23 protein-coding genes are annotated in these 23,018 nt (G+C 34.1%); 6 read left to right on the forward strand and 17 right to left on the reverse strand.

Going from position 1 to position 23,018, the window contains the following annotated elements:
• Positions 1 to 67 precede the first annotated feature (67 nt).
• The 8 genes from DR980_RS05605 to DR980_RS05640 form a co-directional block, all read right to left on the reverse strand.
• Positions 68 to 769, reverse strand: a complete 702-nt coding sequence (locus tag DR980_RS05605) for a sulfite exporter TauE/SafE family protein (protein WP_113634280.1) — start codon at positions 767 to 769, stop codon at positions 68 to 70.
• Between the two features lie 72 nt (positions 770 to 841).
• Entirely contained in the window at positions 842 to 1,294 is a 453-nt protein-coding gene (locus DR980_RS05610) for a FixH family protein (protein ID WP_113634281.1), read from the reverse strand.
• A 41-nt stretch (positions 1,295 to 1,335) separates the two neighbouring features.
• On the reverse strand, positions 1,336 to 2,754 hold the full coding sequence (ccoG, locus tag DR980_RS05615; protein ID WP_113634282.1) for a cytochrome c oxidase accessory protein CcoG: 1,419 nt from the start codon (positions 2,752 to 2,754) through the stop codon (positions 1,336 to 1,338).
• Positions 2,755 to 2,820: 66 nt separating this feature from the next.
• On the reverse strand, positions 2,821 to 3,720 hold the full coding sequence (locus tag DR980_RS05620) for a cbb3-type cytochrome c oxidase N-terminal domain-containing protein (RefSeq protein ID WP_113634283.1): 900 nt from the start codon (positions 3,718 to 3,720) through the stop codon (positions 2,821 to 2,823).
• Between the two features lie 27 nt (positions 3,721 to 3,747).
• The gene (locus DR980_RS05625; RefSeq protein WP_113634284.1) at positions 3,748 to 3,918 is read right to left on the reverse strand and encodes a CcoQ/FixQ family Cbb3-type cytochrome c oxidase assembly chaperone; all 171 of its coding nucleotides are present in this window, start codon (positions 3,916 to 3,918) and stop codon (positions 3,748 to 3,750) included.
• Positions 3,919 to 3,923: 5 nt separating this feature from the next.
• On the reverse strand, positions 3,924 to 6,113 hold the full coding sequence (ccoN, locus tag DR980_RS05630; RefSeq protein ID WP_113634285.1) for a cytochrome-c oxidase, cbb3-type subunit I: 2,190 nt from the start codon (positions 6,111 to 6,113) through the stop codon (positions 3,924 to 3,926).
• A 49-nt stretch (positions 6,114 to 6,162) separates the two neighbouring features.
• On the reverse strand, positions 6,163 to 6,354 hold the full coding sequence (ccoS, locus tag DR980_RS05635) for a cbb3-type cytochrome oxidase assembly protein CcoS (RefSeq protein ID WP_113634286.1): 192 nt from the start codon (positions 6,352 to 6,354) through the stop codon (positions 6,163 to 6,165).
• Positions 6,355 to 6,468: 114 nt separating this feature from the next.
• Complete coding sequence (locus tag DR980_RS05640; RefSeq protein WP_113634426.1) at positions 6,469 to 8,874, reverse strand: heavy metal translocating P-type ATPase; 2,406 nt, start codon at positions 8,872 to 8,874, stop codon at positions 6,469 to 6,471.
• Positions 8,875 to 8,983: 109 nt separating this feature from the next.
• On the opposite strand from DR980_RS05640, the gene DR980_RS05645 reads away from it, so the two are divergent.
• Positions 8,984 to 9,664, forward strand: a complete 681-nt coding sequence (locus DR980_RS05645) for a Crp/Fnr family transcriptional regulator (protein WP_113634287.1) — start codon at positions 8,984 to 8,986, stop codon at positions 9,662 to 9,664.
• 11 nt (positions 9,665 to 9,675) lie between these two features.
• On the opposite strand, the gene DR980_RS05650 is transcribed toward DR980_RS05645, so the two are convergent.
• From DR980_RS05650 to def, 4 genes are all read right to left on the reverse strand, one after another.
• On the reverse strand, positions 9,676 to 11,124 hold the full coding sequence (locus DR980_RS05650) for an APC family permease (RefSeq protein WP_113634288.1): 1,449 nt from the start codon (positions 11,122 to 11,124) through the stop codon (positions 9,676 to 9,678).
• Positions 11,125 to 11,208: 84 nt separating this feature from the next.
• Complete coding sequence (mazG, locus tag DR980_RS05655; protein WP_113634289.1) at positions 11,209 to 11,982, reverse strand: nucleoside triphosphate pyrophosphohydrolase; 774 nt, start codon at positions 11,980 to 11,982, stop codon at positions 11,209 to 11,211.
• Positions 11,983 to 12,062: 80 nt separating this feature from the next.
• Positions 12,063 to 12,551 (reverse strand): DUF5606 family protein, encoded by a 489-nt coding sequence (locus DR980_RS05660; RefSeq protein ID WP_113634290.1) that lies wholly within the window; start codon positions 12,549 to 12,551, stop codon positions 12,063 to 12,065.
• 86 nt (positions 12,552 to 12,637) lie between these two features.
• Entirely contained in the window at positions 12,638 to 13,225 is a 588-nt protein-coding gene (gene def / locus DR980_RS05665; protein ID WP_113634291.1) for a peptide deformylase, read from the reverse strand.
• 193 nt (positions 13,226 to 13,418) lie between these two features.
• Here def and DR980_RS05670 point away from each other — a divergent pair, with 193 nt between their 5' ends.
• Complete coding sequence (locus DR980_RS05670; RefSeq protein ID WP_113634292.1) at positions 13,419 to 15,632, forward strand: FUSC family protein; 2,214 nt, start codon at positions 13,419 to 13,421, stop codon at positions 15,630 to 15,632.
• A gap of 63 nt (positions 15,633 to 15,695) precedes the next feature.
• On the opposite strand, the gene DR980_RS05675 is transcribed toward DR980_RS05670, so the two are convergent.
• The 4 genes from DR980_RS05675 to DR980_RS05690 form a co-directional block, all read right to left on the reverse strand.
• Positions 15,696 to 17,192: a malate:quinone oxidoreductase gene (locus tag DR980_RS05675; RefSeq protein WP_113634293.1), complete on the reverse strand. Its 1,497-nt coding sequence runs from the start codon at positions 17,190 to 17,192 to the stop codon at positions 15,696 to 15,698.
• A gap of 118 nt (positions 17,193 to 17,310) precedes the next feature.
• The gene (gene ruvX, locus DR980_RS05680) at positions 17,311 to 17,727 is read right to left on the reverse strand and encodes a Holliday junction resolvase RuvX (protein WP_113634294.1); all 417 of its coding nucleotides are present in this window, start codon (positions 17,725 to 17,727) and stop codon (positions 17,311 to 17,313) included.
• Between the two features lie 41 nt (positions 17,728 to 17,768).
• Positions 17,769 to 18,050, reverse strand: coding sequence for a type II toxin-antitoxin system RelE/ParE family toxin (locus tag DR980_RS05685; protein WP_113634295.1), 282 nt, complete (start codon positions 18,048 to 18,050; stop codon positions 17,769 to 17,771).
• Complete coding sequence (locus tag DR980_RS05690) at positions 18,040 to 18,273, reverse strand: hypothetical protein (protein WP_113634296.1); 234 nt, start codon at positions 18,271 to 18,273, stop codon at positions 18,040 to 18,042. Before DR980_RS05690 ends, DR980_RS05685 begins: the two co-directional genes overlap by 11 nt.
• A 168-nt stretch (positions 18,274 to 18,441) precedes the next feature.
• Here DR980_RS05690 and DR980_RS05695 point away from each other — a divergent pair, with 168 nt between their 5' ends.
• The 4 genes from DR980_RS05695 to DR980_RS05710 all read left to right on the forward strand — a co-directional run bounded on the left by DR980_RS05695 (position 18,442) and on the right by DR980_RS05710 (position 22,215).
• On the forward strand, positions 18,442 to 19,257 hold the full coding sequence (locus tag DR980_RS05695) for a 2,3,4,5-tetrahydropyridine-2,6-dicarboxylate N-succinyltransferase (protein ID WP_113634297.1): 816 nt from the start codon (positions 18,442 to 18,444) through the stop codon (positions 19,255 to 19,257).
• 37 nt (positions 19,258 to 19,294) lie between these two features.
• Positions 19,295 to 20,275 (forward strand): glycosyltransferase family 2 protein, encoded by a 981-nt coding sequence (locus tag DR980_RS05700; protein WP_113634298.1) that lies wholly within the window; start codon positions 19,295 to 19,297, stop codon positions 20,273 to 20,275.
• Between the two features lie 19 nt (positions 20,276 to 20,294).
• On the forward strand, positions 20,295 to 21,359 hold the full coding sequence (locus tag DR980_RS05705) for a glycosyltransferase family 9 protein (protein ID WP_244199261.1): 1,065 nt from the start codon (positions 20,295 to 20,297) through the stop codon (positions 21,357 to 21,359).
• A 64-nt stretch (positions 21,360 to 21,423) separates the two neighbouring features.
• Positions 21,424 to 22,215 (forward strand): glycosyltransferase family 2 protein, encoded by a 792-nt coding sequence (locus DR980_RS05710; protein WP_113634299.1) that lies wholly within the window; start codon positions 21,424 to 21,426, stop codon positions 22,213 to 22,215.
• On the opposite strand, the gene DR980_RS05715 is transcribed toward DR980_RS05710, so the two are convergent.
• A complete protein-coding gene (locus tag DR980_RS05715) occupies positions 22,198 to 22,959 on the reverse strand; it encodes a lipopolysaccharide kinase InaA family protein (protein WP_113634300.1) in 762 nt (253 codons plus the stop codon). The genes DR980_RS05710 and DR980_RS05715 overlap by 18 nt on opposite strands.
• Positions 22,960 to 23,018 lie beyond the last annotated feature (59 nt).

A 23,018-nucleotide genomic window follows, 5' to 3' on the forward strand; every position in this document is an offset into this window, starting at 1 on the left:
TCTCAATCTTACAAAATAAAAAAGCACGCCTAGCAGCGTGCTTTTTCTATGCTAAACTATTAGAAAATTAGTGACAATTTGGATCGGCTTGAATAAATAAACTCATATTGGATGGCGAAATATAAGGAATTCCTAATCCCAATCCTCTCAAAATAAATAAGCAGCCAATACATACCGCAACATAAGGAATTGCTTTTTGGATTCGGTTTCGAATAGGAATTGTGAGATATGAATTGATATACACAACGCTGCTCATCATAGGAACGGTTCCTAATCCGAATAGAATCATATACAGAACACCCAAACTTTCACTTTGCATGGCAATAGCACCAAACAAGGCCACATAAACCATTCCGCAAGGCAAAAAGCCATTCAGTAAACCAATAGTAAAAAGGGATTTGTAACTTTTGTTTCTAAACTGACTTCCTAAAGCTGTTTTTATTTTTGAAATTAATTTAAAAACCGGTTTTGAAAAATTGTATTTCGCAAAAATTTTCTCCGGAGTCAAAACTACTAAGATCATGGCTACACCAATAAATATAGATAAATTCTGTTGTAAACCGGCCAAGAAGAAACCTTTTCCAAGCAGTCCAAAAACAAAGCCTATTGTCGCATACGCCGTTAATCTTCCTAAATGATAAGTAATGATTTGAGTTGCTTTTTTAGTCTGATTCGTTCTGTCCACAGGCAACATCATAGCAATAGGACCACACATACCGATGCAGTGAAAACTACTTATTAAACCGAAAATGAAGGCAGTATAAAGCATTTTTTTATTCTAATGTTAAAGTTAAAAGGGCTTAAAGCCAATTGATGTACTTTAAAACTTTTTACTGTAAGACTAATTAATATATATCGTTTCTTTAGTCAAATACGATTTTCCATCGTATTGCCATTCCATATTAATGTCCCATCGACCGCCTGCCAAACTTTTTTTAGGTATGAGCAAAGTAGTAGCATCAGATAGTGAAATTGGAATTTCAAAATCTAATTTTTTGTTAGACGGTCTATAAAGGGACACTTTACCTTTGATATTTTTTGGATCAAAAACTTTTGGAAATACTATTTCAATTCCATTTGAAACATTGTTAATTGTAGGTTTTTGAGCCAAATCAGCTGCATTTTGTACACGAGCCATTTCATCTCCAAAATGTGCATCATGTTTATAATATTCTTCTACAACTAACTCATTATCGTATTTTGAATCGGATTGAACCGTAAAAACAAAAAACAAAATAAAGGTCATAAACAAACCAAAAGCGATTACGATTCCTGTTCCCCAGCTTATTTTCATGATATTATATTTATTTTTTTGAAACTTGAATTAGATAATTATTAATCAAAACTACGCGGACTTAAAAAATTAGTGGTCGCCGTTTCAATTTTTTTGTTTCCATTATACACCTCAATTTTCAATTTTGTTTTATCACTATCCAATAAATTTTGGTTGATTTCAACAAACAAGGTTCCACCATTCATCCCTTGTTTGGGCACTTTTAATTCTTGTTTTCCAACCACTTTCAAAGTTCCATTTATTCCAACAAGTTTAAAATGAATATCATCAAAGTCATTATTTGTTTTATTGATGATTTTAAAAGTATAAATGTTACTGATATTTTCGCCTTTGTGCTGAAACAGTTGTCCTGGCAGTCTTAAAATACTCGCTTCAACATCTGAACGCAAGAACAATAATCCAATTAAAATTCCTGTCAAAATGAACAATACGGCTGAATAGCCTTTCATTCTAGGCGTAAACTTGAACTTTACTTTTTTCTCAATTTCATCTTCTGAAGCGTATCGAATTAGTCCCTTTGGCAAACCAACGCTATCCATAATCGTGTCGCATTCATCAATACAAGCGGTGCAATTAATGCATTCCATTTGTGTCCCGTTACGGATGTCAATTCCGGTTGGACAAACATTTACACATTGTTTACAATCGATGCAATCGCCTTTTCCAGTAGTCGCTCTGTCTTCTTGCTTGTTGAATTTAGCACGGCCTGCTTCTTTTTCGCCACGAACAAAATCGTACGCAACATTTATAGATTTATCATCTAATAAAACGCCTTGCAATCTTCCGTAAGGACAAGCTATGATACAAACCTGTTCTCTAAACCAAGCAAAAATAAAATAGAAAACTCCTGTAAAGATGAATAAAGAAACCAAAGTACTAACATGGTTTTCAGGCCCTTCTTCAATCATCAAAAGCAACTTGTCACTACTGATAAGATATGCTAGAAACACATTGGCAATGAAAAAAGAAATGATTAGGAAAATAGTCCATTTTATGCCTTTCTTTCTGATCTTCTCTGCATTCCATTCTTGTTTTTCCAAACGAATTTGGGCACCACGATCGCCTTCAATCCAATATTCTATTCTGCGGAAAACCATTTCTAAAAAAATGGTCTGCGGACAAATCCATCCACAAAATATCCGTCCAAAAATTACGGTAAAAAGAATGACGAAAACGACGCCAATAATCATAAAAAGAACGAAAAGATAAATATCCTGAGGCCAAAAAGGAAATCCGAATATATTAAATCGGCGCTCCAGTATATTGAACATCATGAACTGATTCCCATTTATCTTCAAAAAAGGATTAGCAACAAGTACAATCAGTAAAAAATAACTCACCCATTTCCTGTAATCATAGAACTTTCCCGAAGGTTTTTTGGGGAAAATGAATTTTCTATTTCCTTCTTCATCAATAGTTCCAATGGTATCTCTAAACGCTTCGTCTGGTAATTTTGACATTTTTTTTTATTTAAAACACAAGTTCAAAATAATTATTAAGCTAAATAAAACGTGTGTTTCTAATTGTTATTTAACTGCAACAGTAACATTTTCTTCTACCCAAACCTCACCTTCCGGAGCTTTAGCATCAGGTGGATTACTTCCTTTTAAGGATAAAATATAACTGGCAACTTTCTGCATTTCTTTAGGTTTCAATGTACCTTTCCAAGAAATCATTCCTTTTCCGTCACGTCCACCATTTACCAGCGTATGAAATACATTTTTTATTCCGCCACCTAAAATCCATTGGTCATCCGTAAGGTTTGGTCCAATTTGTCCTCCACCGTCAGCTCTGTGACAGGCTGCACAATTTGTTGTGAAAATTTCTTTTCCAGCTGCTAAATCCGCCGGATCTGTAAGTAAGGTCACTGTTTTTTCATCCATCATGTCTGGTGCAGTTTTCATGTATTCTGCAATATCAATTTTGGCTTGAGCCACTTCTTTCTTAAGCTCCATTTCCTGATTGTCAGCACCTAGTACTTCAAATCGCACCATATAAACAACTCCAAAGATGATACAAGCATAAAATAGGTACACCCACCATGGCGGCAAATTGTTGTCTAATTCTTTGATACCGTCGTAATCGTGGTCCAATAACAACTGATCTTCATTATCCAACGACTCTGTTTTAGTCAATTTCGTCATCAATTTCTTGTACCATTCACTATCCTTGAAACTCAAATCACTTGCTAGATTTAATTGGGCTTTTTGTTCCTCGGTCAATAATTGATATGTAATATTATCAACTGCACTCACGGTAATTTCTATTGCTATCAAAAGGAAAAGAAACACGAATAAGAATACGGAAACCATTGGGAATTTTATAAAAGCAGGTCTGTCTCCTGAGTCTATGAAGTATTCCATTGCCATAAATACAGCGAAGAAAATAACAGGTACCCTAACGTATGCTGGAATTAATTTTTTCATTTTCTAAATTTTAAAAAATTATACTATTTAGTTGTCTCTCAATGGAATTTGACTTAATTCACTAATCGTTTCTTTTTTATATGAGAACACCCATAAACCAAGGCCTACGAAAAAGACGAAAAAAATCAATAAGGATAAGATGGGATAAATCGCCACACCTTCAATCGTTTCCATATTATGTTTTATTTGTTCGAACATGACTTTTATTTTTTAGCAATATCTTTTACTTTAATATCGGTTCCCAGTCTTTGCATGTATGCAATTAAGGCAACGATTTCTCTTTCGTTCATTGGAACAAATTTCTCTCCTCTGGCTTCGGCTTTTTTCTTGCTTTCGTCATAACTTTTCACAAAGTCAGGATCATTTTTCAGGCTTTCTTCAATTGCAACAGCTTGTTTTCTTAAATCATCTAAACCGCTTGCAATTTGAGCTTCAGTATAAGGAACTCCAAGCGTCACCATAGCTTGCATTTTCTTTTGAGTCAAAGAAACATCCATCGGTTTATTATCAAAAAGCCATTTGTAACCTGGCATAATAGATCCTGCAGATATACTTTGTGGATTCCAGAAGTGGTTAAAATGCCAATTGTCATTATATTTTGCTCCAACTCTTAATAAATCCGGGCCTGTACGTTTTGATCCCCAAAGAAATGGATGGTCGTAAACGAATTCACCAGCTTTAGATTGTGGTCCATAACGTTCTACTTCACTACGGAAAGGACGAACTGACTGAGAGTGACATCCTACACAACCTTCACGGATGTATAAATCACGTCCTTCTAATTCTAGTGGAGAATACGGTTTGACACTGGCAATGGTTGGAATATTAGATTTAACCATAATTGTAGGAACAATTTGGATAACACCTCCAATTAAAATAGCAACAGTTGCCAAAATCGTTAATTGAATAGGTTTTCTTTCTAACCAAGGGTGAAATTTTTCTCCTTTTACTCTACCTGCACTAATTTTTACTAACTCAGGAGCTTCTGCTAATTCGTCTTCAATTTTAGAACCTAATCGAACCGTCTGAATTACATTGTATACTAAGGTGAACATTCCAATTAAATAAAGGGTTCCACCAATAGCTCTCATCCAATACATTGGCATAATTTGAGTTACTGTTTCCAGGAAATTACCATAAGTCAAAGTTCCGTCCGGATTAAATTGTTTCCACATAGATGCTTGTAAAAAGCCCGCAACATACATTGGAATGGTATATAATATGATTCCTAAAGTACCAATCCAAAAGTGGAAATTAGCTAATTTAAGAGAGTACAAACTACTTTTAGTCATTCTAGGAACCAACCAATAAATCATACCAAAAGCCATGAATCCGTTCCAAGCCAATGCACCTACGTGAACGTGAGCAATAATCCAATCCGTGTAATGCGCAATAGCATTTACATTTTTCAAGGATAACATTGGGCCTTCAAAAGTGGCCATTCCGTAACCGGTAATTGCTACTACGAAGAATTTTAAAACAGGTTCCACACGTACTTTATCCCAAACCCCTCTCAAGGTTAATAATCCATTTATCATTCCACCCCAAGATGGAGCAATCAACATAATAGAGAAAGCAACTCCTAAATTTTGCGCCCAGTTAGGCAAAGCAGAATATAATAAATGGTGCGGTCCTGCCCAGATGTAAATGAAAATCAACGACCAAAAGTGAACAATTGACAATCTATAAGAATATACCGGACGATTTGCCGCTTTTGGAACAAAATAATACATCAATCCTAAAAAAGGTGTAGTCAAGAAAAACGCAACCGCATTATGACCGTACCACCATTGTACCAAAGCATCTTGAACCCCTGCGTAAACAGAATAACTTTTCATTCCGGAAACCGGTAACGCCAAACTATTGAAAATATGCAAAACCGCAACCGTTACGAATGTCGCCAAGTAAAACCAGATTGCAACATACAAATGGCGCTCTCTACGTTTTAAAATTGTTCCAATCATATTGATACCAAAAACAACCCAAATCAATGCAATCGCAATATCTATTGGCCATTCCAATTCGGCATATTCCTTAGAGGTACTGTATCCAAGTGGCAATGAAATAGCGGCCGCTACGATTATTAATTGCCAGCCCCAGAAATTAAGATTACTCAAAAAATCACTGAACATTCTGGCTTTCAACAAGCGCTGCAATGAATAATAAATACCCGCAAACATTGCGTTCCCTACAAAGGCAAAAATAACCGCATTGGTGTGTAAAGGTCTTAATCGACCGTAACTCAACCACGAAATCCCATCGGTAATATTTGGAAAAAGAAACATAAAGGCCAATGTAAGTCCTACTAACATTCCTACTACTCCAAAAACAATGGTCGCGTAAATGAAGTTTTTTACAATTTTGTTATCATAATAAAACTGCTGCATTTCCATAAATAAAAAAATTAAATGATTGAAAAATTTAAAAAATTACTGTTGAATATCACAAAGTCTCCTGGCTTTCGATGTTTGACTTCTCAACTTTGGGCTGAATTAGCTCGTCGTCAAATAGCATTCTGACTGACGGAGTATAATCATCGTCATATTGACCCGTCTTTACTGCCCGTATAAAAGCAATAAAGAAACCAATGGCGACTATTATACTGATGGAGATTAATAAATAAATGACACTCATACCTTAATTTGTGTTAACAAAGTTAGTTTTACGTTTCCAAGTAAAACATGACAATTATCATACTTATTACTTTTGTTAAATATATGTGAAGAAAAAACTAAATCGTACTCCATTCTATTTATTCCGAGCATAATAACTACTCATCACTGTTACAAAACTTACAATGGTTATTGTACTCAACGGCATAATGATAGCTGCAACCAAAGGCAATAAATTCCCGGTTATAGCAAATGATAATCCAACCACATTGTACAATAAGGAAAGTCCAAAACTCATTTTGATGGTGGTAATAGAGTTCTTAGACAACTTCAAGAAATAATTCAATTTTTGAAATTCGCTGGCATCCAAAATAGCGTCACAAGCCGGTGAAAAAACATTCACATTTTCAGAAATTGAAATCCCTACATTGCTTTGTGCCAAAGCTCCGGCATCATTCAATCCATCGCCTACCATCATCACATTTTTGCCTTGTTCCTGTAAGTTTTTAATAAATTCTAATTTCTGTTCCGGTTTCTGATTGAAAATCAATTCCGTGCCTTTCGGCAAAAGTTGTTCAAGAATAGCGCGTTCGCCTTCATTGTCACCTGATAAAACCTTGATTTGATAGTTAGTGCTTAAGTTCCTGAAAAGCGCTTCCAATCCTTCTCTGTATTGATTGTTAAAAACGAATTTTCCGTAATAAACAGTATTGATCTTAATATGAACCGATGTTTGTTGAACGTTTTTTTCTTCGATTTTTTCAACAAAATCGGCAGAACCTATCTGGATTTGGTGACCAAAAATCTGGGCTTGAATTCCTTTTCCGGTGATTTCTTCAAAATGATCTACTTTTACCTTTTTGGCTTCATTTCCTGATTTACTTTGCAAAATTGGAATAGGCAAATAATCATATAGCATTCGGCTTAACGGATGATTAGATGCGCGAAGTACATTCTTTACCAGCAATAAATTCTCATCGGAAAGAACGGTTCCTTCATAAGAAATATTCGATTTTTTATTGGTCGTAATCGTTCCTGTTTTATCAAAAACTATCGTATCCACTTTTGCTAATTGTTCAATAACCAAAGCATTTTTGAGATAGAATTTCTGTTTTCCTAATATTCGCAATACATTCCCAAAAGTGAATGGTGCCGTCAATGCCAAAGCACAAGGACAAGCAACGATAAGCACTGCTGTAAACACATTGAAGGCAGTATTGGCATCTATAAAGATCCAATAGCCAAATCCTGCAAAAGCAATCAGTAATAAAATAGGTGTAAAATAACGGCTAATGCTATCGGTAATCGTTTTGTGTTTTTGCTCTACATTTTTTTGGAACACATCATTGCTCCATAATTGCGTCAGATAACTTTGGGAAACAGAATGTAAAACTTCCATTTCAATTACTTTTCCTATTTGTTTTCCTCCTGCAAAAACTTTGTCTCCAGATTGTTTCGTAATAGGAATTGCTTCTCCGGTAACAAAACTATAATCGATTTCTGCCTTTTCAGAAATTAGAATCCCATCAACGGGAATCAGTTCTTGGTTTCTGATGAGTAATCGATCGCCTTTTTCAACTTCGTAAATTGCCACACTTTCCTCTGATAAATCCGAATTGATTTTGGTAATCGCTATTGGAAAATAGGACTTAAAATCTCTTTCGAAACTCAAAAAACTATACGTTTTGATTTGGAACATTTTCCCCAAAAGCATAAAGAATATCAATCCTGTTAAGCTGTCAAAAAAACCGGAACCGTAATCCATAACAATATCAAACGTACTTCGCACAAACATCACCACAATTCCTAAAGCGATAGGAATATCGATATTAAGCATTTTAGATTTGATACTTTTGTACGCAGAAACATAATAACCACTAGCCGAGTAAAAGAAACTCGGTAATGCTAGCGCAAAAATCAACCAACGGAAAAAGCCACGGTATTGGTCTAACCAATATTCTTTTACCTCAAAATATTCCGGAAACGAAAGCAACATGATATTTCCGAAACAAAAGAAAGCAACGCCTAATTTATACGTTAAACTTCTATCCACATCATTACTCCCCGTTTCATAGTTTTCTAAACTAATGTAGGGTTCATAACCAATAGAACTCAACAAATAAACAATCGTTTTAATAGAAACTACTTCTGGATTGAAGGTGATTCGGACTCTTTTTTCAGGGAAATTAACCTGCGAAGTGCTTATTCCTTTTTGAAGACGTTGTAGATTTTCCAAAATCCAAATACACGAGCTACAATGAATATGAGGAATGTTAAGTGAAATAATTGCGGTTGAATTTTCTTGAAATTCCAAAAGTTTGGATACAATACTTTCATTGTCTAAAAAATCATATTTACCATTAATGTCTTGCGGGGTTGCTCCAGGGGATTTTTCAAAATCATAATAACAAGTCAAATCATTGAGGCTAAAAATTTCGTACACGGTTTTACAACCATTGCAACAAAAATTTCTCGCATCAAAAATAATTTCTTCTTCTTTTATAATATCTAAACCACAATGGAAACAGTTTTGTGTGTCCATAACTTTGCTCATTTTACCTAGAACAAAGATCATCAATTGAATGAGTTAAAAATATGATATTTGTCATATTAAATAGTTAGTTTTGTAATGCAAATAAATCAAGAAAAATATGAGCAAATGCGAACAATGTATCGTCAGAGAATTTAGCTCTTTAAAAGCCTTAACTAAAGACGAATTAATAAAACTTTCTGACTGTAAAACATCCCATATCATTAAAAAAGGAGATGTTATATTTGAAGAAGGAGAAAATGTAAATGGTATTTATTGTATCAAAGATGGTGTGTGCAAACTGACCAAATTGAGCGCAAACGGCAAAGACCATATTGTGAAATTAGTCACTAAAGGAGAATTACTGGGGCAACGCTCAATGATTAGTGATGAACCGGTCAACTTGAGCGCCGTAGCTCTTGAAGATATGCAGGTTTGTTTTATTCCAAAGTCGGAAGTGATGGGATATTTCGATAAGAACAACCAGTTTTCAATGAATGTGATGAAAAGTATTTGCGGTGATCTAAAAGAAGCCGATGATCACATGGTGAATTTGGCTCAAAAAACAGTCAAAGAAAGATTAGCCGAAACGCTCCTTTATCTAAATGACACTTTTGGAAAAAACGAGGATAGCTCTTTAAAAGTACAACTTTCAAGAGACGAATTAGCCAGTATAATTGGCACTGCCACTGAAAGTTGCATTCGGTTGCTATCGGATTTTAAAAAATTAGGTCTGATTGAATTGACAGGTAAAAAAATTGTTTTAAAAGATATCAATGCGCTAAAAAAATTAGCAGAATAGCCAGATTCATTTTACTCTTTCTTATTCATTACAAAATAATATACCGGAATTCCCAGCGCCACAATACACAATCCTAATCCCGTATTAAAAGTATCATAAATCAATAAAGTGAAGCAAATTGCCGAAGTCACTATAATATAAATGGCTGGTACAACTGGATATCCAAAGGCTTTGTAAGGCCTATCCGCATTGGGTTCTTTTTTTCTAAGAATGAAAACACCCAGAATCGTCAGGATATAAAACAACAATGATGCAAAAGTTGCGTATGTTAATAAATCACCAAATTTTCCCGAAATACAAAGCACACAAGCCCAGATACATTGCACCCACAATGCTTTCGCCGGAACCTGATTTTTATTGAGTTCTGTAGCTTGTTTAAAAAATAATCCATCTTTTGCCATGGCAAAAAATAATCTTCCTCCCGAAAGAATCAAACCACTATTGCATCCAAAAGTGGAAACCATGATTAACGCAGCCATTACAAATACACCTACATTTCCCATTATGATACTTGCTGCGGCCGCTCCTACTCTGTCGTTGCTGGCAAACATGATTCCTTTACTCAAACTATCAGCAGCATTTGGAGTTCCTTGCATTGGCAACAAAGCCAAGTAAGCCAGATTAGCCAAAACATAAATAACAGTCACAATCAGGGTTCCAAGAAACAAACTTCGAGGAATATTCTTTTTCGGTTCTTTAATTTCTCCTGCGATGAAAGTCACATTATTCCATGCATCACTGGAAAATAATGAATTGATAATCGTTGCTCCTGCAGCACCCAAAATAGCCATTCCTGCTAATTTTGTAACCGTAATTGTTCCGTCAGGATTTACTACCGTTTTACTGGCTTCCCACATATTTGCAAAATTATTAGACAAAACATCAGTTTGTAAACCCACATACAAGCCTAAAACAATCAATGCAAAAAGCGCAATTAGTTTAGCCGAAGTAAAAATCAATTGAACCGTTTTCCCGCTTTCAACACCTTTAGTATTAATATAAGTTAGCAGAATTATACTAAAAATTGCCAATACTTTTTGGTGCGAAAAAATAAAACCAGTACCAACAGTAAAAAGAGTTTGATCTAAAACAGGAAAAAAGATAGCGGCATAATTAGCGAAAGTAACCGCAATAGCAGCAATAACTCCGGTTTGAATTACCGTGAAAACAGTCCAGCCGTACAAGAAAGAAACTAATCTTCCGTAAGCGCGTTGTATATAAACGAATTGACCGCCTGCATTAGGCATCATTCCTGCCAATTCTCCATAACTCAACGCAGCAGCAACAGTGATTAACCCCGTTACCAACCAAATGACCAATAACCAGGCAGCAGAACCAATATCCCTTGCCATGGCAGATGTTACAATGAAAATTCCGGATCCTATCATGGAACCAGCTACTAAACTCGTGGCATCTATTAATCCTAAAGAACGTTTTAACTCGGTTTTATTTTCTGACATTGGATAATTTAATTATTTAAAACTGGATACTAATCCCGAAGTATCGGGACTGAAATCTGAGCACTGATTACTAAATACTGAACACTACAACTTCTTCGCTTCTTCCCAAAAAATATCCATTTCAGCTAAAGTCATGTCCATTAGGGGTTTTCCTAATTCTCCTGCTTTACTTTCTAAATATTGAAATCGCTTGATAAATTTTTTATTAGTTCGTTCCAAAGCATCTTCAGGATTTACATTCAGAAATCGGGCGTAGTTAATCATCGAAAATAAAACATCTCCAAATTCAGCTTCAATTTTATCTTGATCACCTGCTTCAACCTCAACTTTTAATTCTTCCAATTCCTCTTGAACCTTATCCCAAACCTGATGCGATTCTTCCCAATCAAAACCAACTCCTTTTACTTTATCCTGAATTCGGCTTGCTTTAACTAATGCGGGTAAACTTCTTGGAACACCTTCGAGAACAGATTTTTTACCTTCTTTCAGTTTTAGTTTTTCCCAATTTTGTTTCACCTCCTCTTCATCTTTAACCACAACATCACTATAAATATGTGGATGGCGGTGAATTAACTTTTCACAAATTTCATTGCAAACATCAGCCATGTCAAAATCGTTGGTTTCGCTCCCTATTTTGGAATAAAAAACAATATGCAATAACAAATCACCCAATTCTTTTTTGACTTCGTTTAAATCATTATCTAAAATAGCATCGCCTAATTCATAGGTTTCTTCAATGGTAAGATGACGCAGGGTTTGCATGGTTTGCTTTTTGTCCCAAGGACATTTTTCGCGCAAATCATCCATAATGTCTAATAATCTTTCGAAAGCTTGCAGTTGGTTTTGTCTTGAATTCATCAGAAATTGTTTTTGGTAAAAATAAAAAAATCCTGTTCAGAAAATAGCTGAACAGGATTAAATATTATTGTAGTGTAAAATTACTCTTTTTTAGCTTTTACTTTTTTAGCAGGGGCTTTCACTTCAGCTTCTGGAGTTTCTTCTGCAACTGCAGCAACTTCTTCAGTAACAGCAGCATCTTGAACTTCATCTGTAACTAATCCTTTTGCCTGAAGCATATTGTACCAGTTTAAAACTTTTTTGATATCAGAAGGATACACTCTTTCTTCATCATAATCCGATAAAATTTCTTTGAAATAAGCCGTCAGTTTAGCATTGTCTTCTTTATGAGAAAGTGCTGGACCTTTGCTTTCTTTATCAGCAATTTTTTGCATAATCTCAGCTAAAGGTTTTTCGCCTTCATACGTATAAATTGAAATTTCAGACAATAAACTCACATTACTTTTCAAGTTCACTGTGATTTTTTTTCCGTCTGCTAATGATTCTGCTACAAAGCCAGTTCTTGTTTGCACTTTCAATACATATAAACCTGGTTTCCCAGAAATGGCTAATATTTTTTCTAAATTCATGTTTTGTGTAATTATTATTAAGAATTTGACTTATTATTTTTTCATTTAAAACCAAAAATCGTACCAAGCAAAGCCTTAGATTTATTTTATCTTCCTTTTTTGGCAAAAAATTTCATGCGGTAGTCTTGGAATGTTTTTCCTTCTAAGATGTTTTTCAGTTTCTTTTGAATCAATCGTTTCTTTAATGATGAAATTTTATCGGTAAATAATATTCCTTCAATATGATCGTATTCATGTTGGATCACTCTGGCGATTAATCCGTCAAAAACTTCTGTTTTCATTACAAAATCCTCTTCGCAATATTCGATTGTAATGGTTGGATTTCTGTAAACATCCTCTCTAACATCAGGAATACTCAGGCATCCTTCATTAAAACTCCACTCTTCTCCTTCTTCTTTTATCATTTTTGCATTGATAAAAGTTTTTTTGAATCCTTTTAATTCTTTTTGTTCCGCATCTTCTAATTCTTCATCATCACTAAAAGGAGTGGTGTCGATTACAAATAAACGAAGCGCTAACCCTACTTGTGGCGCAGCAAGACCCACACCATAGGCATTATACATGGTCTCGTACATATTGGCTATCGTTTCTTTCAAGTTTGGATGTTCCGGTGAAAGAACTTCTCCTGTTTTTCTTAAAACTGGATCGCCATATCCTATAATTGGTAAAATCATTCGTGTTGTATTAAGTATTTTCTACTGAAACTGGAATATGTTTCCTTTTCATTCAGTTTGCAAAAATAGTAAAAAAATAGACAATGAATAATCTGCCGTTAAATATTAGCTAATATTTACAATTTAAAACAAATCACCTCCTTTATTGGTTGTATAATTCATACAAATCTTACCTTTGCAACAATACTATGATATGATTTACAAAATCCGAAAATTTACCGACAGCACTTATTTCACCAATGCTATAAAAGTTACTATAGCGGCAGTCATTCCCGTTGTAATATTTTCGTTTTTGGGAAAATTTGAAATGGGTTTTGCCATGGCTCTTGGAGCTTTTTTCACCTATCCAAGTGATATTCCAAGCAGTCTCAAACATAAAATTAACGGTGTTCTGGTAACTGCTTTTTTGGTTTCGGGCATCAATTTGCTCGTTAATATTGTATTTCCATATTCTTGGATTTTCTATCCATTTTTGGCGGTTTTAATTTTCCTAATATCGATGCTTTCTGTTTATGGGCAACGCGCTACCATGGTTTCTTTCTCTGGTCTTATCGCAGTTTCATTAGCATTTGCAAGCATCAATACCGGTTGGGCAATGCTCCTTCATGCCGGATTAATTCTTGCAGGTGGTTTATTTTACTTGTTGATTTCGCTTATTTTTCATTACATCAGACCGCATCGTTATGTCGAGTTACAAATTGCGGAATGCATCAAGCTTACCGCAAAATATTTGAAACTGCGTGGCGATTTGTGGACATTGAATGCTGATAGAAAATCAATCATTGAAAAACAATTGCACCTTCAAGTTGAGCTGAATACCATTCATCAAAATATTAGAGAAGTATTGATCAGCAGTCATACCACTTCCGGTTCTTCCAATCAAAACCGTAAAATGCTTTTGGTTTTTATTTCGTTGGTAGAAATTCTGGAACTCGCGTTATCCACAGCTTTCGACCATGATAAATTACATCAAAAATTCGATGATCATCCAAAGGTGTTACATACGTATCAAAATTTAGCTTACAATCTGGCGGCTAGCTTGAAGCAATTATCTAAAAGTGTAAAAAAAAGTACGAAATACATTTCTAAACATACTTTATTGGGCGATTTGAATGCCTTACAACTTGCCATTGCAGATTATGAAAATGATTTAGGAAAAACTACTGCTTCCGAAGGTGTTTTTATGTTGACGACGATGCTGCAATACGCTGAAAAACAAGTCGAAAAAATAAAAATTGTTGAACGTGCTTTTACAGTTACTTTTAATTCTCACGATTTTAAAGGAATCGATACCGATTTGGAAAAATTCCTGACCCCACAATATTATCCGTTGAGCACTTTGACCCAAAACCTGAGTTTCTCTTCTACTATTTTCAGGCATTCCTTGCGATTAACAATAACCTTAATGCTTGGTTTTATTATTGGAAAATTTCTACCGTTCCATAATGTATATTGGATATTACTGACCATAATTGTAATTATGAGACCGGGTTATGGTTTGACAAAAGAACGTTCTTTTCACCGAATAATTGGTACAGTGATTGGTGGTTTAATTGCTTTTGGGATTCTTTTCATCGTAAAAGACAACATCATAATCAGTGTTCTTTCTATTGTTTGTATGCTGTTGGGATTCTCTTTTACACAAATTAATTATAAGGTGAGCGCCATTTTTGTCACCATGTATGTCGTTTTTATTTATGGAATAATTACGCCTAATATTGGTGATTTAGTTCAATATCGAATCCTAGACACTGTTGTGGGTGCCGCTTTAGCCTTCTTGGCGAATCACTTTTTATGGCCTTCCTGGGAGTTTTTGAATATTCCTCTCTATTTAGAAAAAGCAATTAAGGCAAACCAAGATTATTTAAAAGAAATTTCTATTTTTTACAATAAAAAAGGGAATATTTCTACTTCCTATCGTCTCGCACGAAAAAATGCTTTTATCGAAATTGGGAATCTTATGGCTTCGTTTCAAAGAATGGTTCAAGAACCTAAATCAAAGCAAAAGCAAATGCCACAAGTATACAAACTGACCGTTTTAAATCATTCTTTACTGTCTTCTTTGGCTTCATTAGGGACTTATATTCAGTCCCACAAAACCACAACTGCTTCTGAGGCGTTTAATGTAGTCGTTGATACTGCCATTAAAAACTTAGACAATGCCATTGCAATCCTGAAAGAAAATAATGTAGCACTCAAAGAAAACCTTCCGCAAGAAGATTTAGCGTTGCGCTTTACAGAGCTGAAAAACATTCGGGAAAAGGAGTTAAAAGAAGGAATTCCTATCGATGAAGAGGCGTTTCAATTGAAAATGCAGGAAGCGCAATTGGTAATTGAACAATTAATCTGGTTAACTAATTTATCCGAAAATATTTTGAAAACTACAAAAACACTAAAAGATTCTTAGCGAAAAAGGCGCTGAAATTAGATACAATCTAAAATCCAGCGCCTTTATTATTTTTATAAAATTCTAATTATTTAGTTTTAAAACCGTAGCGGTTTCTTTTCTGATTTCCTTTAATAAATCAGGATTATCATTTAATTTCTGACCAAAAGAAGGAATCATCGTTTTTAATTTCTCTTGCCATTCCGGCGTTTCGAATTGATCTTTAAAACACCTTCCTATCAAATCAACCATAATAGAAACAGCGGTTGAAGCACCAGGCGAAGCGCCCAGCAAAACAGATAAAGAACCATCGGCAGTAGTAATCACTTCGGTACCAAACTCTAGAATCCCACCTTCTTTTTCATCTTTCTTAATCACTTGAACGCGTTGTCCTGCTCGTTCAAGAACCCAGTCTTTAGATCGTGCTCCTGGAACATATTCTCTTAAAGCGTTTATTCTATCTTTAGGAGACTGACGTACTTGCTGAATTAAATATTTAGTAAGTGGTATATTCTTGATACCTGCAGCTACCATAGGAATAATATTGTCTGGTTTTATCGATAAAGGCAAATCCGAATAGGAACCATTTTTTAAGAACCGAGTTGAAAAACCTGCAAAAGGGCCAAAAAGCAATGCTTTCTCACCATTTATCATTCGGGAATCAATATGCGGAACAGACATTGGTGGTGCGCCAACACTAGCTTTACCATATACTTTGGCCTGATGTTTTGCAATCACTTCAGGATTGGTACATTTTAACCATTGCCCGCTCACAGGAAAACCACCGTATCCTTTTCCCTCTGGAACATCTGCTTTTTCTAATAATGGCAAAGAACCGCCACCAGCACCAATGAAAACAAACTTAGTGTATGCTTTTTTCTTTTGGCCTGAAGCCAAATCAGTAATTTTTATTCTCCAGGATTTATCGTCTCTTTGTTTTAATTTTTGAACTTCATGGTTAAAATGAATCGTAACGCCTTCTAATTTTGTCAAATAACCAAAAATACTTCGGGTTAATTCTCCAAAATTTACATCGGTTCCAATCGCCATTGAAGTGGCGGCAACTTTATCAGATTCCTTTCTGCCTTCCATAACCAGAGGCATCCATTTTTTTAACTCAGAAAAATCCGTGCTGAAAACCATTTCTTCAAAAAGAGGGTTCACCTGTAAAGATTCATATCTCTTTTTTAGGTACTCCACATTTTTTTCACCCCAAACAAAACTCAGGTGCGGAATGCTTTTTATAAAATTTTCCGGTGATGGTACTTTATTTTCTTGAACGAGATATGCCCAAAACTGTCGCGAAACTTCAAAAGACTCCGCAATACCGATTGCTTTTTTAGGATTGATGCTTCCATCTTCACTTTCAGGAGTATAATTGAGCTCGCAAAAAGCAGAATGTCCCGTTCCGGCATTATTCCATGCATCAGAACTTTCAGCGGCGGCAATATCTAAGCGTTCGTAAATTTCAATTTTGATATCCGGCTGCAACTCTTTTAGGATTAGACCAAGAGTGGCGCTCATAATTCCAGCTCCTATAAGAACTACTTCACTATTTGTACGTATGGTTGTATCAGGCATAACTAGATTTTAAAGTGCAAAGATAATTTATATAATTGCAAAAAAAAGCATAAATTTTGACTCAAAAGTTACATTTATCAAACCTTTTCAGCCTAAACACTGGTTTTTTGTCTTGATTTTAAAATCTTTTACTGGATAAATAATCCTGAAGCATTATAGTTGCCGAAATTTCGTCTATTAATGCCTTATTTTGACGATGTTTCTTGCTGAGACCGCTGTCAATCATGGATTGAAAAGCCATTTTTGAAGTAAATCGCTCATCTACCCGAATGACTTTCATTTCTGGAAAATGATTCGTAAAATGCGTTACAAAACCTTTTATTATAGATGCACTTTCGGAAGGTTGTCCATTCATTTGTTTTGGTTCACCAATAAGAACTGCTTCTACTTTCTCTTTGGAAAAATAGTCTTTCAAAAAAGCAATTGCGGTTGTAGATGGAATGGTTGTAAGCCCTGAAGCTATGATTTGCATTTCATCGGTAACGGCTATTCCAGTTCGTTTTTGACCGTAATCTATGGAGAGAATTCTTGGCATTTATATTTTTTTTCAAAGGTAAAAAGGATGATTTACAAAAACTAAAGAGAATCTTTATATTTGATAAATCCGAAAACAAAAACGGTATTTTGCATTACATCAATTTCATAAACAGAAGTATAACCTTTGAAAACATAATCTCTTATATTTTCATCATCAAAATAAATTGATTTTTTAAAATGAAAAGGTTGCTTTAGATCTTTTTTAATATTTTTAAGTAAATCTTTTCTAAATTTTAAAGCTGCTCTTGGTTTATCCTTGTAAATATAGCGCACCTGCTCTGTCAATAATTTTAAAAATTCATTAGAAATATTAACTGTCATATTCAGAAAATATTTTATCTAAAATTGCATCAGCTTCTTCAACTGTATACAACTTTTCATTTCCGCTTTTAAGTTTAGCATATGCAACATCTAGTTTTCTCTTATTTTCATCAAAATTAAGATCTTCCTGAAAAATTTTTAATTCATCAGATGAAAACGAACTCAATAACTCCAGTATTTTAGCTTTTATTTTTGGTTCAAATTCTAATCTAATTGTTTCCATAATCCTTTTGTTTAATATACAAAGATATAACTTTTTATAAAGTAAAAACCAAATCTTACTACTTGGAAAAAGACAATCAAACAAGAAGTTAAATCTGTAACATTTTCAACCTATTTTGCTTTTTTGCTTTTGCCTAAAAATCTTATCTTTGTCAAAAATTATCAAAAAATGAATCCATTACAGCCGATTATAGAACAAGCTTGGGAAAACCGTGCTTTGTTACAAGAAACTACAACTACTGATGCAATCAGAGAAGTTATTGAATTATTAGACACCGGGAAATTGCGTGTTGCCGAGCCAGTTGGTGAAGGTTGGCAAGTAAATGAATGGGTTAAGAAAGCGGTGGTTATGTACTTCCCTATTCAAAAAATGGAAACATGGGAATCGGGAATTTTTGAATACCACGATAAAATGTTATTGAAAAGAGGCTATGCTGAAAAAGGAATTCGTGTTGTTCCTAATGCTGTAGCACGTTACGGTGCTTACATTTCAAGCGGTGTTATTTTGATGCCAAGTTACGTAAATATTGGTGCTTATGTTGACGAAGGAACTATGGTAGACACGTGGGCAACCGTAGGAAGCTGTGCTCAAATTGGTAAAAACGTACACTTAAGCGGTGGTGTTGGAATCGGTGGTGTTTTAGAACCGTTGCAAGCGGCTCCGGTAATCATTGAAGACGGTGCTTTTATTGGTTCCCGTTGTATCGTAGTTGAGGGCGTTCATGTTGGTAAAGAAGCCGTTCTTGGTGCCAATGTTTGTTTGACTGCATCAACAAAAATTATTGACGTTACAGGTGAAACACCTATTGAAATGAAAGGATTTGTTCCTGCCCGTTCTGTTGTTATTCCAGGAAGTTATACAAAATCATTTCCCGCAGGTGATTTCCAAGTTCCATGTGCGTTAATCATTGGAACCCGCAAACCTTCAACTGATTTAAAAACATCTTTGAATAATGCGTTGCGTGAATATGACGTAGCAGTATAATTCAGTTTTGTTTTAAAATTTATATACAAAAAACCTCTTGGATATTTCAATAATTATAGTCAATTACAGAGGTTGGAAAGCCTTAGACGAGTGTTTAGAATCTATTGATTCCATTAGTTCGAAAACATTTTCATTTGAAGTTATCATAGTGGATAATTTTTCTAATGACGGACAATTTCCTGTTTTCAAACAAAAATATTCTAAGTTTACACTTATAGAAAATACTGGTAATAATGGTTTCTCAAATGGTTGCAACTTTGGTGCGGCCATTGCTACGGGAAACCATTTCCTTTTTTTAAATCCAGATACAAAACTTACTCTTGGAGCTTTAGAAACGCTTTTGCAAACTGCTGTTTCACATCCTGAAATTGGAATTTTATCTTGTCTTCAAATAAATGAAAACAACGTTTTTTACAAACAGAATAATTTATTTCCGGCGTTAGGACGCTTTTTTGGAATCTCAAGAGCCATTTTTAGAAAACTGAATAAAGCCAAACTAGAAAAACGTTTCAACACTACAACAGATTTATTTTATCCGGATTGGGTTACTGGTGCAGTTATTTTCATAAGTAGAAACTGGTTTGACAAAATTAAAGGTTGGAACGAAGATTACTGGCTGTATTTTGAAGATGTTGACCTTTGCAAAAAAGTTTCTGACCTTGGAGGAAAAGTTGCCGTAACGAGAAAAGCAACGATTTTCCATCAGCATGGCGGCGCATCCAGATTAAACGTCAAGACAAAAGCATTGACCAAAACCGAAGTGATTATTTCTAAACACGTTTATATCAGCAATCAATTCTCAACAGGAATTCAAATCTATTTACAAAGTTTATTAATTATAGGAGTGCTTCTGGAGAAAACACTATTATCTGTTTTAAGTTTATTTTTGTTTTTTATTCCAAAATTAAAGGTGAATCGATTAATGCTTAAAAACTTATCCGTTTACTATTTTAATGCGCTTCAAAAACAAACTTGGATTAGTCCTCGTGCAATGAATTACTTGAAAACAAAAGCTTAATTCCCCTAATTTTCTCCAAATGAAAATACTTGTAATTCAACAAAAAATGATTGGTGATGTTTTAGTAAGCTCCATTTTATGCGACAATCTACGAAAAGCGTATCCAAAAGCGCAAATTGATTATATGGTTTACGAATCGACAATTGCTGTTTTACAAGGAAATACAAGTTTTGATAATCTTATACTTTTTCAGGAAAAACATCAAAAAAACAAATGGGAATATTTCAAGTTACTGAAATCCATTCGAGCAGAAAAATATGACATTGTCATTGACGCTTATTCTAAATTAGAAAGTTGGCTGGTCGTATTATTTTCGGGCGCTAAACAAAAAATATCATATTGGAAAAAAGGAAGAGAATTTCTTTATACGGATACCGTGAAACGAAAAAAAACCTCAAATACTAATTTGGGTTTAATCATCGAACAACGGTTAGAGCTCTTAAATCCCTTACATCTGGATATTGAATTAGAGACTTTCCCACGTATTTATGTTACGAAAGAAGAACATGATTTTGCTACTTCACTTTTTGAATCGCACGGAATAGACAAATCCAAAAAAACAATTATGATTAGCATAATTGGCAGCAGTCCAGACAAAACTTATCCACTGGAACACATGTCGCAATTAGTTGATTTTATTGCAGATAAAGGCAACGTGAATATTCTTTTTAATTATTTTCCAAAGCAAATTGGGGAAGCTAAAACAATTTACGATAGTTGTAAAGAAACTACAAAACAGAAGATTTATTTTTCCGTTTTAGGCAAAAGCATCCGAGAGTTTATTGCTATTATGAACCATTGTGATATGATAATTGGTAATGATGGCGGCGCAATAAATATGGCAAAAGCTTTAGAAAAACCGTCTTTTATTATTTTTTCGCCTTGGATTGATAAAAAAGGTTGGGCCACATTTGAAGATGGAATTAACCATGTTTCACTTCATTTAAATGAATTCAAACCCGATTTATTTGAAAACAAAACCGCTAAAATCGTAAAGAAAGAAACCGTTACATTTTACAATCAATTTACTCCTGAATTAATTTATCCTGCCTTAAATACTTTTTTAGAAACACATTTAAAATAAACTTTCAAAGTAAAAAATTGAATTTAATCCGAAAACTATATTTTTGTAGAAGATCCAAAAATTAATGATAAACAATCACAACACCAACATTTCAGTTTTAATAATCACATTAAACGAGGAAAATCAAATGAAGTCACTTTTGGATGATTTGGATTTTGCTGATGAAATTATTGTTGTCGATTCATTCAGTACGGATAAAACAGAAGCTATTTGCAAATCATTTGACAAAGTCACTTTCGTTCAAAATACATTTGAAAATTACTCATCGCAACGGAATTTTGCGATTTCAAAAGCAAAAAATGATTGGATTTTATTTCTGGACGCTGATGAAAGACTGACTCCTGCATTAAAAAATGAAATCATATCCACAGTAAATACTAATCAAACATATTCGGCTTTTCTTTTTTACAGAACTTTTATGTTCAAAGACCAAGTCCTATATTTCAGTGGAAATCAAAATGATAAAATATTTAGACTTTTCAATAAAAATCATGCAGCTTACACTAAAGAAAGGCTCGTACATGAAAAATTAAAAGTCAGTGGAAAAATAGGTTTGCTAAAAAACAAACTCATTCATTACTCCTATTCCAATTTTCAAGCATACAAATCAAAAACCATTAGCTACGGAAAATTTAAGGCTCAGGAGAAATTTTTGAAGAGACAAAAACCTTCAATAATATTGCATTTTTTGCATCCTGCCTATAATTTTTTATTCAATTATATTGTGCGATTAGGATTTCTTGACGGAAAAAAAGGCTTGATTATTTGTTATTTAAACGCAAATTCAATTCATATTCGATATCAAGAATTGGAACAACTTTGGAATACCGAAGGATCGCTATCGCCAAAACAATAGTTTCTTTTTTCGAGCAATTTTTCTGTGAAATTTTGTCTGAAAATCACTGGTATAAAAACACATTTTAGCAAAAACTTCATCGTATTTCTTGTCGTAAAGTTTAGCATATTCATCACTCATTATAGCCAGCATTTCTGTTTTTGGCGTAAGCCTGTTGAAATTTTCCATACGAGAATCAAAATCCATAACATCATGAAAATTCATTCGGTTTAAATCCACCAAGTAAAAACTGTAAGCGTTGTTAGCCTCTTTCTTGATTAATGTATTTCCTGGCGAATGGTCTAAAAACTCGATTCCCTTTTGATGTAAATCAAATGTAAATCTGGTAAATTGTCTTAAAACATTCTCGTGATCGGGATAATCAGGTTGCAGCACTAATTCTCTAAAAGTTAGTTCTGCCTGTAGATGTTCACTGATGTAGAAACTTTTTTCCAGCCCTGATAATTTGAAATTTTCGGCATAAGCAATAGGCTGAGGAGTTCCTATTCCGTTTTCAAGCAATTTATTCGCATATTCATAAGAACGTCTAGCTTTAGATTTTCTGAAATATTTATAAGCCACTTGATTGACAATATTAGGGATTTTAAAAGATTTGATATTAATGGTCTTGTCTTCTAAATCAAATAGTTTAATCTTATTTCTTTGACCGTCACCAAATAGTATTCCTGTTGTATCAAAATTATTTACAAAGTTTCTAATTTGTTTTTCAAAAGATTTAAAAGAAGGGTTAAAGATATATTTCATAAAAAGCAGAATTGAAAGACAAAAGTAAGTATTGAATTCAAGACTTAAAATATTTAATG

The organism is Flavobacterium psychrolimnae (genome assembly GCF_003312425.1).
Lineage (GTDB): Bacteria > Bacteroidota > Bacteroidia > Flavobacteriales > Flavobacteriaceae > Flavobacterium > Flavobacterium psychrolimnae.